The sequence below is a fragment of the Thermobrachium celere DSM 8682 genome (assembly GCF_000430995.1).
Classification (GTDB): Bacteria; Bacillota; Clostridia; order Clostridiales; family Caloramatoraceae; genus Thermobrachium; species Thermobrachium celere.
The window spans coordinates 1,434,622-1,450,423 of sequence record NZ_HF952018.1 but is presented as its reverse complement, the minus strand read 5'-3'; the positions used below and the strand labels follow the sequence as shown (position 1 = coordinate 1,450,423).

The 15,802-nt window shown below is 30.2% G+C and carries 15 protein-coding genes; 14 read left to right on the top strand and 1 reads right to left on the bottom strand.

The window, feature by feature from the left end; translation table 11 throughout:
• Nucleotides 1–9: 9 nt before the first annotated feature.
• Nucleotides 10–2,271 carry a SpoIID/LytB domain-containing protein gene (locus TCEL_RS07655; protein WP_018662852.1) on the bottom strand — a complete coding sequence of 754 codons (2,262 nt, stop codon included), beginning with the start codon at nt 2,269–2,271 and terminating at the stop codon, nt 10–12.
• A 169-nt stretch (nt 2,272–2,440) separates the two neighbouring features.
• Between TCEL_RS07655 and TCEL_RS07650 the strand changes: the two genes are divergently transcribed.
• From TCEL_RS07650 to TCEL_RS07585, 14 genes are all read left to right on the top strand, one after another.
• A complete protein-coding gene (locus TCEL_RS07650; RefSeq protein WP_018662851.1) occupies nt 2,441–2,800 on the top strand; it encodes a C-GCAxxG-C-C family (seleno)protein in 360 nt (119 codons plus the stop codon).
• Nucleotides 2,801–2,915: 115 nt separating this feature from the next.
• On the top strand, nt 2,916–3,572 hold the full coding sequence (locus tag TCEL_RS07645) for a LysE family transporter (protein WP_018662850.1): 657 nt from the start codon (nt 2,916–2,918) through the stop codon (nt 3,570–3,572).
• Entirely contained in the window at nt 3,569–5,128 is a 1,560-nt protein-coding gene (locus TCEL_RS07640) for a sigma 54-interacting transcriptional regulator (protein ID WP_018662848.1), read from the top strand. Before TCEL_RS07645 ends, TCEL_RS07640 begins: the two co-directional genes overlap by 4 nt.
• 162 nt (nt 5,129–5,290) lie before the next feature.
• On the top strand, nt 5,291–6,490 hold the full coding sequence (megL, locus tag TCEL_RS07635) for a methionine gamma-lyase (protein WP_018662847.1): 1,200 nt from the start codon (nt 5,291–5,293) through the stop codon (nt 6,488–6,490).
• A 133-nt stretch (nt 6,491–6,623) separates the two neighbouring features.
• Nucleotides 6,624–7,052, top strand: coding sequence for an NfeD family protein (locus TCEL_RS07630; protein WP_018662846.1), 429 nt, complete (start codon nt 6,624–6,626; stop codon nt 7,050–7,052).
• Nucleotides 7,052–7,990, top strand: a complete 939-nt coding sequence (locus TCEL_RS07625; protein WP_018662845.1) for an SPFH domain-containing protein — start codon at nt 7,052–7,054, stop codon at nt 7,988–7,990. The genes TCEL_RS07630 and TCEL_RS07625 overlap by 1 nt, the downstream gene beginning before the upstream one ends.
• 203 nt (nt 7,991–8,193) lie before the next feature.
• Complete coding sequence (locus TCEL_RS07620; protein ID WP_018662844.1) at nt 8,194–9,090, top strand: phosphatidylserine decarboxylase; 897 nt, start codon at nt 8,194–8,196, stop codon at nt 9,088–9,090.
• 231 nt (nt 9,091–9,321) lie between these two features.
• On the top strand, nt 9,322–9,654 hold the full coding sequence (locus TCEL_RS07615) for a hypothetical protein (protein ID WP_040683775.1): 333 nt from the start codon (nt 9,322–9,324) through the stop codon (nt 9,652–9,654).
• A 5-nt stretch (nt 9,655–9,659) separates the two neighbouring features.
• Nucleotides 9,660–10,697: a V-type ATPase subunit gene (locus tag TCEL_RS07610; protein ID WP_018662840.1), complete on the top strand. Its 1,038-nt coding sequence runs from the start codon at nt 9,660–9,662 to the stop codon at nt 10,695–10,697.
• A gap of 14 nt (nt 10,698–10,711) precedes the next feature.
• Nucleotides 10,712–12,670 (top strand): V-type ATP synthase subunit I, encoded by a 1,959-nt coding sequence (locus TCEL_RS07605; RefSeq protein ID WP_018662838.1) that lies wholly within the window; start codon nt 10,712–10,714, stop codon nt 12,668–12,670.
• Between the two features lie 15 nt (nt 12,671–12,685).
• Nucleotides 12,686–13,102 (top strand): ATP synthase subunit C, encoded by a 417-nt coding sequence (locus TCEL_RS07600; RefSeq protein ID WP_018662836.1) that lies wholly within the window; start codon nt 12,686–12,688, stop codon nt 13,100–13,102.
• Between the two features lie 11 nt (nt 13,103–13,113).
• Nucleotides 13,114–13,422 carry a V-type ATP synthase subunit F gene (locus tag TCEL_RS07595; protein WP_018662834.1) on the top strand — a complete coding sequence of 103 codons (309 nt, stop codon included), beginning with the start codon at nt 13,114–13,116 and terminating at the stop codon, nt 13,420–13,422.
• Nucleotides 13,423–13,432: 10 nt separating this feature from the next.
• The gene (locus TCEL_RS07590; RefSeq protein WP_018662833.1) at nt 13,433–14,026 is read left to right on the top strand and encodes a V-type ATP synthase subunit E; all 594 of its coding nucleotides are present in this window, start codon (nt 13,433–13,435) and stop codon (nt 14,024–14,026) included.
• A gap of 11 nt (nt 14,027–14,037) precedes the next feature.
• Nucleotides 14,038–15,801 (top strand): V-type ATP synthase subunit A, encoded by a 1,764-nt coding sequence (locus tag TCEL_RS07585; RefSeq protein ID WP_018662831.1) that lies wholly within the window; start codon nt 14,038–14,040, stop codon nt 15,799–15,801.
• Nucleotide 15,802: the final 1 nt, after the last annotated feature.

Sequence of the window (15,802 nt, the reverse complement as noted above, 5' to 3'; positions counted from 1 at the left end):
TACAGCCACTTATTTTTTACTTAGCTTTTCAATATAAGCATCATTTAGAGCTTTTAGTGTTGCAGCATCTACAGTTCCTGTAGCATTTAGACCAACGCTCTTTTGGAATGAAACAACACCATTATAGGTTTTACTTCCAAATATACCATCTATAGTTCCAATATTGTATCCAAGGAATGTTAATGCAGATTGAATCTGTACCACATCATTTCCTCTCATGCCCCAATATATTGGAAGCTTTGAAACCTTCACAGGTTCTTCATTAACTGTAAAACTAAATTCTTTTACATCTTCAATATTTTCAGTTAAATTGTCTAATATATAAACTTTTGCTTTGTACTCTCCAAATTGCTGTGGAATAAATGAAATTGAATTGTTATTCATAAAATCAGATTGAATAATTAAAGCATTTTCTTTAAAGATTTCAAATTTATATTTTAAACCTAAATCGCTTCCTTCATTGGTTGTTACTTTTAAATCAACATTTCTTTTTTCAAATGCAGGACTAGTTACATCAAATTTGTTGATATAAGGTCTGTTAAATACCACAAATGTTACTTCCTGTGAATTATCTACCTCGTTTATAGATTCAATATCCTTCACATTTACTAAAATCCTATATTCTCCCTTTTCATTAGGAGTAAATTTGAATTTATTATCTGTAGAATATTGTGTTTCGGATATTATATTTTGGTCCTTTATTATCTTATAAGAGTATAAATAATTTCCTGTTCCACCAGTTGTCTCAGGTGTTATAATTACTTCATCCTGCGTAAATAACTTTGTTTTATTTATATTAATTGAGTCAATTAAAACATTTGGGTATACCATAACTTTTGCTTCTTTTACATCATCATAATTTGAATTTGATAGCTTGTCCTTCATATAGGCTTTAATAGTATATTCTCCAACATAATTTGGAGTAAATATATGCGTATTATTATCACTGTAGTCTGTAGAATATATCAAATTGTTTTCGTTATAGATTTCATACTTGTATAGATAACCAGTGTTTGAACCACCGCTAGATATTACAGTAACATTTACAGGCTGATTTATAATTACTTTACTTCTATCAGTTATGATTTCGGTAATTTTTGGTAAAAGACTAGTTGTATAGCTACCATGATAGTAAAATGCTAGTATGTCTTTAAATGTTTGCCCTGCACTTGCACGATTTTTTGCTCCAATTTGACTTAGCCCAACTCCATGTCCATTTCCTTTACCTGTAAAGCTGTAGCTATCTGTTGCTGAGTTGTAGGTTAATGTATAAAGTGAACTTGGAACTGAAAATGCAGTTCTTGTTCTAGACTTTGTTAGTGTAATCTTTTTTATTGCTCCAGATATATCTTTGTAGATCACATCTATAGAAGCAACTCTTCCGCTAGGATATCTAGTTATACTATTTATATCAAGCTTTATAAATGTGTCAGTTTGAGATATTACTGCCCTCTGCTTTAATAGAGTATTAAGTTGTGATGAAGTATAGGTTATAGTTTCAGGTTTCCATGCTTCATTATCAAATGTATCTTGTTTTATAACACAATATGGTAGTGCTGTAGACCAGACATTTTCAGTTGCTTCAGTATACCCTCCATTGCTTGCAGAATAAAAAGCTTGTACAAGAGTTTCGTTGTATAATTGTACTTGTCCACGTGTTTCATCTACTGCTCTGATTACATTTTTAAGTTTATCATTATAACCACCATAAACTTGACATTCGATTGTATCATTTAAATCAAACCCAAGATTTTTATATAGATTTAGATTTGTAAGTGTGTAGTTTCTGGCTGCAACTGCCTGTGCCTTTAATGCTTCAATTGGGAAGTAATCTGACATTTCAAATCCTACAACACCTTTTAGATAATCTTCGATATAGAGTGAATTTATTGGGAAAATTTTATTTTCTATTATTTTGAATTTAAAATCACCCTGATACTTATTTATTGTTGTTCCGCTTTGGATGGTTAAAAGTGCAGAATCATAATTTAAAGGAAAAAGATTAATTTCGTCATATGCTTGTCCTCTAAAAATAATCTTTGTGCCATTTAATGTTAGGGAATAAGTTGAACCTGATGTAAGCACTTCATTATTAAATAAATAATCCCCGTTTAGTGTAATATTTAAACTTGTATTTGCCATACTCTTTAGGCCTATTCTTATTTTGTTAAAGTATGATGGATTTGTATAGGCCTTTGTTTTATAGGGGATAATGTTTAGGGAAGTAAAGATTAATATAAATGACATAAATACCGATAATACCCTTTTCATTTATGTCCTCCTTTCGTAGTTTGTTATTAAGGTTATCGATTTTTTATTATTGTTTTTTATTATTAAAATAGAGGGATTACAAGAAGTTAATTCCAATTCGATTTTATTTGACAAAATTAGAGATTAGTTATATCATAATATTGTATTATAGTGATATAGGAGGTATAGCATGAAGAAGGCTGTTGATTTTCATAGAGAAGGTTACAATTGTGCAGAGTCAATAATAAAATCTGCAAATGAAAAGTTTAATTTAGATATCCCTGTTAATTTAGGAAGTGCCTTTGGTGGTGGAATGGCTGTAGGAAGTACATGTGGTGCTATAACAGCAGCAGCTGTAGTTTTAGGATATTTAAAGGGTAGAAAGGATTCATCTGAAAGAAATGAAGCTAGGGCACCAATGAAGGAGATTATGAAGGCAGTAAAAGAAAATTACAATACAGATAACTGTCTTGTTCTTAAAAGAAATGGAGTATCATGTGATGAAATAATAAATTTTGTTGACGATCTATTAAATGAGGTTAATAAGTAATTAAGATACATAAAAAAGTACTGTGATTGAAACTTCACAGTACTTTTTATATTTGTTTTTTAAACATTTTAGAAATATAATAAAATTGTAGTGAAATTTGCAAAGAAGGGATAATATGAAAAATATACTTGTTTTAATAAGAACTATTATAACAGGTCTTTTTACAGGTGTTGTTTTTGCCATTCCATTAGGACCTGCAGGAATAGAATCTATAAAAAGGACAATTAATACAGGTATTAGTGAAGGATTGCTGGTGGCTTTAGGTGCTGTTTTAGCAGATGCCTTTGATATATTGTTTATAAATATAGGTCTATTAAACTTATTTAATGAAAATAAAAGGACAGAAGGGTTCTTTTTTATAATATGTGGTATTTTAATTTTGTTCTTTGCATATCAAGACTTTAAAGGATGTAGAACTGAATATAAAAATGAAAAGAGGTATAGCTCAAATCCTTTAATTAAAGGATTTATAATTGCCTTTACAAACCCTATGACGCACTCATTTTGGCTTACTATTAGTGGAACTTTAATACATAAGTTTAGTGATATGAAACCTATTTATTATTATTTGTTCTTGATATTTATAATCATAGGAATGTTCTTGTGGTTTGTTTTATTAAATATAGCAGCACTTAAGGGAATAAAACGTTTAGAAATAAACAACAGTAGTATTTTTGGAAAAGCTATGATAGGTATTATGAGCTTGATTGGTATTGCTTTTATTGTCTATGGCTTTGTAATTTTTAAATTATATTCAGGAGTGGTCAAATGAAGGGGAATATTAGGTTTGAGATTAAGACAAAAGATACAATCGGAATTACATTAAAAATCTTAGAAAAGCTTTATGAAATGAAAATTGATCTAAGAGCTGCTGAGGTTTTTTCTGAAAAAGTATGTATAAAGATTGATGAGATTGATGATGAAAATAAGAAAAAGCTTATTGAGAAACTATATAGCATTCAAGAGGTCATAAAGGTTGAAGAGGTAGAACTTTTATCCTATGAAAAGAATGAAAGAAAACTTATTGCTATAATTGATGCTGTGGATGAAGGAATACTTGCAGTTAATAAAGAATACAAGATTGAAATATTCAATAGGTATTGTGAAAACCTATTTAAATGTAGCAAGGATGAAGTTGTTGGAAGTGATGTTAGAAGTATAATAAATAAAGATGCACCTATGCTGAGTTTATTTAAGGATGGAATACCTTATGATAACATTGAACAGATAGTTGATAGGGGAGAGTATAAAATCCACTATTTAACTTCAGGAAGGCCTGTTCTTGATGATGCAGGCAATACAATTGGGGCTGTTGCGTCAATTAAGGATATAAATAAGGCAATGGAGCTTGTTGAGGTTGTAAATACAATAAAAGATGGTGCTTTTTCAGAGATAATAGGTAAAAGCAGAAATATAGAATACGTAAAAAGAATTGCTGCATCAGTTGCAAAGACCTCATCTACAGTTCTACTTCTTGGAGAAAGTGGAACGGGCAAGGAGTTATTTGCTAAGGCAATTCACAGATTAAGCAATAGAGCAAACAACAAGTTTATTGTAGTAAATTGTGCTGCACTTCCAGAAAATCTGCTTGAGAGTGAACTTTTTGGGTATGTAGAAGGAAGCTTTACGGGTGCCTTAAAGGGAGGTAAAAATGGTATATTTGTTGAGGCGAGTGGAGGTACTTTATTTTTAGATGAAATAGGTGAGATGCCTCTAAAACTTCAGGCAAAGCTTTTAAGGGTTCTGCAGGAGGGAGTAGTAAGAAGAATAGGTTCAAGTGAAGAAGTAAAAATAGATGTTAGAATTATAGCTGCAACTAATAGAGATTTAGATAGTATGGTTAAAAATGGGCAGTTTAGGGAGGATTTATATTATAGATTAAGCGTAATGCCTATATACCTTCCACCACTTAGAGAAAGAAAGGACGACATACCTCTTCTTGTAAATTACTTTGTAGATAATTTAAATAAAAAATTCAATGGCAAGATTAAAAAAGTAGATATTAGTTTTATTGAAGAGTTAATGAAATACGATTGGCCTGGAAACATTAGAGAGCTTCAAAATGTGGTTGAAAGATCAATAATATTGTGTGAAGGGGATACTTTAACAAAGGATTTTATATACATAAACGTTGAAAAAATAGGGCAAAATGTAACTATGAATTTATGTGATGAGGAAATGTCTTTAGAAGAAATAGTTGCTCAGTGCGAAAAAGAGGCAATAAAGAGAGCAATAGAAAAATATAAAAGCTACAGAGCAGCAGCTAAGCATTTAGGAGTATCACATACAACTATTATGAACAAAATTAAAAAATATAAATTATACTAGTTGTAAAAATATATTTCCAAGTGTAAATATTAATTTACAAAAATTCAAGTTGAGTGTAAAAATAATTTTACAATAATTCTTAATCCTTTGAACTTTTCGTAATCTTATTTTGGCATCATTTTTGCTTTTATTTTTTTGAAAAAGTTCAAAGGAGGAAAACTTATGGATAGAGAGTTTGCAAAAAACATGGGATTTTCAACAAAGGCAATACATGCAGGAAATCACAAAAATGAGTTTGGAACTTTAGCAACTCCAATATACCAAACTGCAACATTTGTGTTTGATAGTGCACAGCAGGGAGGAAATAGATTTGCTGGTAAAGAAGAAGGATATATATATACAAGATTAGGTAATCCAACAGTTACTGTTCTTGAAGAAAAAATTGCAATACTTGAAGGTGGAGAGGCGTGTGTAGCTACTTCATCAGGAATGGGTGCAATATCATCAGCTCTTTGGACAGCATTAAAGGCTGGTGACCATGTAGTTGCAGCAGATACACTATATGGATGTACATTTGCATATTTAAGCCATGGACTTACTAGATATGGTGTAGAGGTTACTTTTGTAGATGCATCAAATCCTGAAAATATAAAAGAGGCTATGAGGCCTAATACAAAGGCTATATATATAGAAACACCAGCAAATCCAAACCTTAAGCTAATTGATATAAAGAAGGTTGCTGAAATTGCCCACAGTAAAGAAGACTGTATATTAATTGTAGACAATACATTCTGTACACCTTATATTCAAAGACCAATTGAACTTGGGGCAGACGTTGTTGTTCATTCTGCAACAAAGTTTTTAAATGGACATGGTGATGTTATTGCAGGTTTTGTAGTTGGAAGAAAGAGCTTCATTGATCAAGTAAGACTATATGGTATAAAGGATATGACAGGTGCATGTTTAAGCCCATTTGATGCATATTTGATTTTAAGAGGTTTAAAGACTCTAGAAATTAGAATGGAAAGACATTGTAGCAATGCAATGAAAGTGGCAAAATTCTTAGAAGAACACAAGGCTGTTAAAAAGGTATATTATCCTGGACTTGAAAGCTTTGAACAATATGAACTTGCTAAAGAACAAATGAAACTTCCAGGAGCAATTATAGCATTTGAATTAAATGGTGGAGTAGAAGAAGGTATAAAAGTATTAAATTCATGTAAAGTATGTACTTTAGCTGTAAGCTTAGGGGATGCAGAGACATTGATTCAACATCCAGCATCAATGACACATTCACCTTATACTAGAGAGGAGAGACTAAAGGCAGGTATATCAGATGGACTTATAAGACTTGCTGTTGGTCTTGAAAATGCTGAGGATATTATAGCAGATCTAAAGCAAGCTTTAGATGCTATAATATGAAATAAATATCTATAGAGGGGTAACACTAAAAAAGGAGCAGTAAATCTGCTCCTTTTTATCATGAAGGTCTTTTTAACTTTTTTTTAATGACTTAAGAAATGTATAGGTATATAATAACATTAGAGGTGGTAATATGTTGTATATATGGATAGTAGTTTCCTTAGCCGCAATTTTAATTGATGCCCTAACAAGCAGTTTCATTTTTTTTAGTTTTGCAGTAGGAGGAATAGGAGCTTTAATTCTTTTAATGTTTAACGCTTCAATTCAACTTCAGGTTATTGTCTTTATGCTCCTTAGTATAATTTCAATCCTTTGGGCTGCACCTTATGTAAGAAAAGTGCTTAAAAAGACTCCACCTGCCTTTAAGCCTATGGAACAAAACTATATAGGTAGAGTAATAAAAGCAGAAGAGGATATAACAGAAAAAACTCAGATAAAGTATGAAGGAATATACTGGTATGTTGTAAACCATGGAGAACCAATAAAAAGGGGTGATAAGTTTAAAATTAAAGGTATTGAAGGCAACAAATTAGTGGTTGAAAAATATGAGGAGGGGTTATAATGCAATATGTTTTAACCGTTGTACTTTTATTATTTGTTTTAATAATTCTTTTTTCAAGTATAAAGATAGTTAATACAGGGTATTTATATGTAGTTGAAAGGTTTGGTCAATTTCATAGAATACTTGAACCAGGTTGGCATATATTAATACCTTTTATTGATTTTGTAAGAGCTAAAGTTTCAACAAAACAGCAGATATTAGATATTGAACCTCAGTCTGTTATAACTAAAGATAATGTTAAAATTTCTATAGATAATGTAATATTCTATAAAGTAATGAACGCCAAAGATGCAATATATAATATAGAAAACTATAAATCAGGTATTGTTTATTCAACTATTACTAACATGAGAAACATTGTTGGTAATATGACATTAGATGAAGTTTTATCAGGTAGAGACAAGATAAATGCAGAATTATTAAGGGTTGTAGATGAGATAACTGATGCGTATGGTATAAAGATATTATCAGTTGAAATTAAAAACATAATACCACCAGCTGAAATACAGCAGGCTATGGAAAAGCAAATGAAGGCAGAAAGAGATAAAAGAGCAGCAATACTTCAAGCTGAAGGTGAGAAACAAAGTGCAATAGCAAGAGCAGAGGGACAAAAACAGGCTATGATACTCCAAGCAGAAGCAGAAAGAGAAGCTAATATAAGACGTGCAGAAGGTATGAGAGAGGCACAGCTTCTTGAAGCTGAAGGTAAAGCTATGGCTATGGAAAGAATAGCTCAGGCTCAAGCTGAAGCAATAAGAAGAGTTAATAAAGCAATACATGAATCTAATACAGATGAAGTAGTAATTGCTCTAAAGCAGGTTGAAGCACTTCAGGAGATGGCTAAAAACCCAGCAAACAAGCTTATACTTCCAAATGAGGTTATTTCAACACTTGGTAGTATATCTGCAGTTGCTGAAATGTTAAAGAAGGACAAATAGAAATAGGCTATTTAGATTTTGCTATAATAAGTAGCTGAAACATTTATTTGGTAAAGCCCCATGTAAAGTTTATAAAGCTTTACATGGGGTAAATATATATAATTAAAGGATCTAAGTGTACAATAGGCATTTATTGTTGCTATAATATGTTTATTGTAATATAATTAACAATGATATTATTAGTGGGAGTGGAAGATTAGGCCATGATTAAGTTTTACAATAGAAAAAAAGGTACATATGAAATAGAAAAGGTAGCAGCTGATAGAGCATTAAAATGGATTTATGGTTCAAGGCTTGTAGGGGCAGGATTATTGCATTTTTTAATAAAGAGAAAAATAGCATCTAGATTTTATGGTTTTTATTGTGATTTACCAACGAGCAAAAAAAAGATAGATAAGTTTATAAGAGAATTTGATATAGATATAGATAGATTTGAAGTGCCTGAAGGAGGATTTAAAAACTTTAATGAGTTTTTTTATAGAAGGCTTAAGAAAGATAAGATAAAAATAGAAAAGGATAAGAATATATTAATTTCTCCTTGTGATGGTAAGGTTCTTGCTTATCAAGATATTGATATAGATATGATTCTTCAGGTTAAAGATATAACTTATTCCTTAAGAGAATTGATAAGTGATGATGAAGTAGCTAAACAATATGATAAAGGAACTTGCTTAATATTTAGACTTTGTCCATCGGATTATCACAGATTTCATTTTGTAGATGAGGGCAAGTGTGAGAAAACAAGAAAAATCAAAGGATGTTATTATTCTGTAAACCCTGTTGCACTTGATAGAGTAGAAAAGTTATTCTGTGAAAATAAGAGGGAGTGGAGTATTTTTCATTCCAAAAATTTTGGAGATATATTGTATGTAGAAGTTGGAGCTACATTTGTTGGTTCAATTGTTCAAACATATAAGCCCAATGTAGATGTATCAAAAGGAGATGAAAAAGGATATTTTAAATTTGGAGCATCAACCATAATATTGTTTTTAAAAGAAAATACTGTTGAAATTGATGAGGATATATTAGAGCAGACATCAAAGGGGTTTGAAACTAGTGTATCTATTGGAGAAAGAATAGGTATAAAAAAGGAAGGCTAGAGCCTTCTTTTTTTATTTTCAAAAATTTAAAGAATTTTTAAAAAATATTTTTTCTAAATTAAAGATAAACAAAGCCTATAACAGCAACTTGAAGGAAAGGGTATATATTATTGCATTAATAAAAAGCTATAATTTTTAAAAGTCAATTAATGGGATTAATTAAGTTTCACAAATTTGTATTCTAAATTTAATGGGAGTAAAATTGTTTTATGATAAATAGGGGGTGGGATGATGGATGAAAATATTGAAAGAGTTATACAAAACATAATCCACATAGATAGAAGTGCAGCTGAACTTAGGAAAAAAGTTGAGGACGATCTAATTAGAAAAAGATTGGAACTAGATGATAAGGTAGAGCTATTAAAGTATGAAATACTTCAAAAAAAGGAAGAAGAACTTAATATTTTAAAAGAGCAGGAGATAAAAAATATTCAGAAGGAAGAGCAGAGGATTATAGAAGGTTATACAGAAAAATCTAAAGAACTAGAAGATAAATATAATAAGATAAAAGAAATTTTTTTAAAAGATATATACCAAAATATTCTGTTTTTGGAAGATAGGTGATATATATGCCTAATTATAATGTTATAAATGCAAAAGTTCACAGTATACTAGGAAGAAGACTTTTACATGAAGATTATAGAAATCTTTCAAGACTTAGTGGAACTTATGATATTGCTGGATATTTAAGTAAAAACACAGATTACTCAAAATATATTGAAATAAATAATACGCCTGATATTCATAGAGATGATTTAGAGAGGATGTTAAAAAAGGTATTAGTTTATTATATAGATAAATTTGATAATTATTTTAATGGTGAATACAGGGATTTTTTTATGACTTTTTATCTAAAATATGAAATCTATGATTTAAAAAAAATAGCAAGGCTTATTCACATAGATGGAGAGCTTTCTACATTAAAGAATTATTTGGTGTTTGTTGACTATTACAAAAATATCCATGCTGATCAAATAGTAAAGGCTAAATCAATTGCAGAATTGATAGAGCTTTTAAATGGCTCAATTTATTATCCATATTTAAAAAATTTGGTAGATGGAAATAAGGAAGAAAATCTGTTTAGATTTGAAATGGCACTGGATAAGGCGTATTTTGTTATTCTTTTAAAGAAGATAAAAAAACTATCAAAAGAAGATATAAAGGCTTTTTATAATATTTTTGGTCCTATAGTTGATATGTTGAATATACAGTGGATATATAGAGGAAAAAAATTCTTTAAAATGTATCCTGATGAACTTTTCAATTACACAATAGAAGGATATGGTAAGTTAAATTATAAATTGCTGAAGGATCTATGCTATACAAAAACAATAGAAGAACTAGAAGAAAAAATAAAAAGAACAGAATACTCATTTTTAATTAAGGGGGATGATATGCAGGATATATATATGGAAAGAAGAATGAATAGATATATTTACTATAAAGCAATAAAAACAATTAGAAAAAATAAAAAAGACATATCCAGTGTTTTAGCATTGATGCAGATTATTGAATTTGAAATAAGGGATATTATATCAATTACTGAGATGGTAAGGTATAGGATTGACAGCAGCCAAGTTGGTGATTTTTTGATTAAGGCTGTTTGATGTGGGGTGGTTGTATGGCAGTTGCTAAAATGGAGTTTATAAACATTATAGGCCACATGGATTCTTTAGAAGATGTAGCTAAGAAAATAGTACTTTCACAAGCAATTCATCCTGTAAATGCTATGACAGAAATAAGTGAAAATCATTTTCCAATAATGAGAGCTAAAGATGAAGTTGATGCTCTAATTGATTATAACTACATAAGGCAGTATCAGTCTAATTTAGATTTAAGCGAAATAAGAAAAATTTATGATGAACTTTGTGCTATTTTCGACATAAAGAAAAGGTATAAAAAGAATGTAGTAGAAGAAGAATACGTATTTTTAGATGATTTAAATAGGATAGAGCAGATTTACGAAGAAGTAAAAGAAGAGATAAGTATATTAAATTCATTAGAAAATGAGTATAGGGAGATAGAGGAACTCGAAAATTATATGAGTTATATTAAAAATGTTAATGTCAATTTTGGTGATTTGTTTAATATGAAATTCATTAAGTTCATTATGGGTAAAGTTTCTAATTACAATATGGAAAAGCTTAAAAATAACTATGAAAATATTCCGGCAATAGTTTTAAAATTAGACAAGAACCAAGAAAGTACAAAGATAATGATTTTTATGCCTAAAATGGTTGAGCTAGAAGTAAGGCGTGTATTATCTTCACTTGAGTTTGAAGAGTTTAATGTTAATTTCAAGTTTCATGGAAGTCCCAATGAATGGATTAAAGAGATAAAAGCTAGAAAAAAGGAAATTGAAAAGGAACTGGTTATTAGAAAAAATAAGCTTAAAGAAATAAAACAAGAACATATAAATTTTATTGATGTTTTCTACTCAAAACTTTTAATGCAGATAAAGATAGAAGAATTAAAATCCCAAATGGGATGTACTAATGAATTTTTTTATATGAGTGGTTGGATACCTAGATTCAGAAAGAAAACTTTATCTAAATACTTAGGAGACTTAGAGAGTAAACTTATTATTATTTACAAACAAGATGATGAATTAAGAGAAGGATTAGAGCCACCAACTTATATTTTTAATGGATTTTTGTTAAGACCGTTTGAATCTGTAGTAAAACTTTATGGAGTACCATCTTATAAAGAACTAGATCCAACTGCTTTTGTAGGATTAAGCTATATGTTTTTATTTGGAGCAATGTTTGGTGATGTAGGACAGGGGTTAGTTCTTCTACTTTTAGGTCTTCTACTTGAGAAGAAAAAAAGAAGGCCAAATTTAGGTGGGGTATTGGCAAGGTTAGGAATAAGTTCAACTTTGTTTGGATTTTTATATGGAAGTGTATTTGGATTTGAAGATATTATAGATGCGGTATTAGTTAGGCCTATGGCAAGTATAGATAAGGTTCTGATTTGGGCAGTAGGTATTGGAGTATTTCTATTGAGTGTCGGTTTTCTATATAACTTAGTAAACTGTTTTATAAAAAAGGATATTGAAAATGGGATTTTTAGTAGAAATGGACTAGCGGGATTAATATTCTATTGGTTACTTTTATATTTGGTTGTTGCTACAGTAAGAGGAGTAGAAACTATCGTACCGAGATCTTTAATAACTGTGTTATTGATATTGCTTTTAGTTTTAATGCTTTTGAAGGAACCATTATCAAATTTAATAAAAGGTATCAAACCATTATATAGCGAATCTAAGGCGGATTATTATATTGAAGGTGGATTTGGAGTACTTGAAACACTACTTAGTATGCTTAGTAACACACTTTCTTTTATAAGAGTTGGTGCATTTGCAATTAACCATGTAGGACTTTTTATAGCCTTTGAAACATTAGCAGAGATGATGGGAAATCATTTTGAAAGTATTTTAATGATTATTTTTGGTAATGTAGTAATAATCGGTTTAGAAGGCTTAATAGTGTTTATTCAAGGGTTAAGGCTAGAATACTATGAGCTCTTTAGTAAATTCTTCAGCGGAACAGGATATGAGTATAATCCGATAAAATTATAAAAAGGGGGAATTTTTATGTATCTATTTTTAACATTAGCAATCTTAATAGTAGTATCAACAATTTCAATTGGTGTTGTAAAGCTATTTAAAAATGAAGTTATAAACACAGCTGGGGTTAGAAGGGCAATTAAGACAAATCTACTATCCTTTGTTCCAGTATTGACAGGGCTTATTATTACAATGATACCACAGGTTGCTCATGCTGCAAGCACTAATCCTTCATCAGGATTAGGATTTTTGGCAGCTGGATTAAGTACAGGCCTTGCAGCTATTGGAGCAGGTTATGCGGTAGGTTCAGTAGGTTCATCAGCTTTAGGTGCTGTTTCTGAAGATCCAAAGATACTAGGAAAAACACTTATTTTTGTTGGTTTGGCAGAAGGAATTGCTATATATGGGCTTATAATTTCTATAATGATTTTGGGAAGATTATAGGAAGTGATTATATGAATATGTACTTAATTTCAGATAATAGAGAAACTTTAGTAGGTTTGAGGTTGGCAGGGATAAAAGGAGAAATTGTTTATAAAAAAAGTGAAGCACAAAATGCATTAAGAAGAGCTCTAGATAATAAGAATATTGGTATTATTATTTTTACTGAAAAAGCTGCGAAGTTAATAAAGGATGAGATCATAGAAATAAAACTAAAAAGACCCTATCCTCTTATTGTAGAAATTCCTGATAGACATGGTTCGGATAAGGATAATGACTACATTTTAAACTATGTTAGAAATTCAGTTGGTATCAAAGTATGAGGTGATTTATATGATAACCATTGAAGAAAAAATAAATTTATTTACAAAAATAGTTTATGAAAAGGTTGAAAAGGAAAATAAAGAAGCAATAAAAAAGTTTGAGGAAGAATATGTGAAAATAATAGATCAAAAAAGAGAGGAGTTTAAAAAAAGAGCGGAGGAGTTAGAGTATAAAACAGCTAGTGAAATTGAAAAAATAAAGGTTCAGACTTTATCAAAGGCTCATATAAAAGGTAAAAGAATGCTTTTAGAAACTAGAAACAAAATTTATAACACAGCATTGAAGGATATAATAGATTTCGCAAAACAAATTAATAATAGCATAGCATATAGAGAGTATTTTTCTGACAAATTGAATAAATTGATAAATAACTATGACATACAGGAAGCACATATTATAATTACTCAGGCCGATTGGAATTTGTGGTATAAAGATCTGCAAATAAAATCTAATAAAAATTTAAGTGTTGAGTTTGATGATAATATAATAGGTGGTTTTATTTTGGTTGATAAGCAAAACAATGTAAAATATGATTTTTCGATAAGTAATCTAGTTGAAGCAAATAGAGAAAAAATAGGAGAAAAATTATTCTCTCTATTATAGGTGGTGGGAAAATGGAGGGTTCAAAAGGTAAAGTTATTTATGTAAATGGTCCTGTAGTAAAGGCAATAAATATGAAGGACTTTAAGATGAGGGAAATGGTAACAGTCGGAGAAAAGAAATTAATAGGAGAAGTAATTTCTATTGATGAAGATTTAGGTACAATACAGGTTTATGAGGATACAACAGGCTTGAAAGTAGGAGATGATGTTATATCAACTCAAAAGCCTCTTTCGGTTACTTTAGGTCCAGGAATTGTGGGAAATATATTTGATGGAATACAGAGACCCTTAAATATTATTTTTGATAAGTCAGGTAATTTTATTAAAGAAGGTATAGGACTTGAAACAATTGATAAAACGAAAAAATGGTATGTTAAATTTACTGTAAAAGAGGGTGAATATTTAAAGGGTGGAGATATTTTTGGTATTGTTGAAGAGACACCTTTAATAAAGCATTATTTAATGGTTCCACCTAATGTAGAAGGTAAAATTTTAGAGATTAAAGAAGATGGGGAATATAGCTTAGATACGATACTTATTAAATTAGATAATGGACAAGAACTTAAGATGTACCAAGAATGGCCGGTTAGAATTCCAAGGCCTGTTAAAGAGAGGTTACCAATTCAAAAGCCTCTTATTACAGGCCAAAGAGTTATAGATACATTTTTCCCAATTGCAAAGGGAGGTACAGCTGCTATCCCAGGAGGATTTGGTACTGGAAAAACAATGACTCAGCATCAGCTAGCTAAATGGTCAGATGCAGACATTATTGTGTATATAGGATGTGGTGAAAGAGGAAATGAAATGACTGAAGTTTTGGAGGATTTTCCTAAACTTATAGATCCATCATCTAATCTTCCATTAATGAATAGAACAATACTTATTGCAAATACATCTAATATGCCGGTTGCTGCAAGAGAAGCATCTATTTATACAGGAATAACAATAGCAGAATATTTTAGAGATATGGGGTATAATGTTGCGGTTATGGCAGATTCAACTTCAAGATGGGCAGAGGCTTTAAGAGAAATTTCAGGAAGACTTGAAGAAATGCCTGCCGAAGAAGGATACCCTGCCTACTTACCTTCAAGATTAGCAGAATTCTATGAAAGAGCAGGATATGTTAGAACGTTAAATGACAAAGAAGCATCAGTTACAATAATTGGCGCTGTATCTCCAGCAGGCGGGGATTTTTCAGAGCCTGTTACCCAAAATACAAAGCGCTTTGTTAGTGCTTTTTTAGGATTGGATAGAAAACTTGCATATTCTAGACATTACCCTGCAATAAACTGGCTTTCAAGTTATAGCGGATATATTACACAACTTGAAGAATGGTATAGGCAAAACGTTGCAGAAGATATGTTAAATTTAAGGGCAGAAATGATGAAGGTTTTGCAGGAGGAAAGTAAGCTTCAAGAAACTGTAAAATTAGTTGGAGAAGATGTTCTGCCAGATGAACAAAGACTAATCTTGGAGATAGCAAAGCTTATAAAGGTAGGGTATCTACAACAGAATGCATATCATAAGGAAGATACATTTGTTCCTTTAAATAAACAGTACATGATGCTTAAAGTTATTTATAGTTTTTATAAATTTGCAAAGGAAGCTGTTAAAGTGGGTGTACCTATATCAGTTATAAAAAATAGCAATCATTTTTATAAAATTATAAAAATGAAGTATGAAATACCGAATAATTTTGGTGACAGTTTTGATAAGTTTATTAATGATATAAGTGAATACTTTACCAATTTAATTAAAGAATATGAGGGTGATTAAA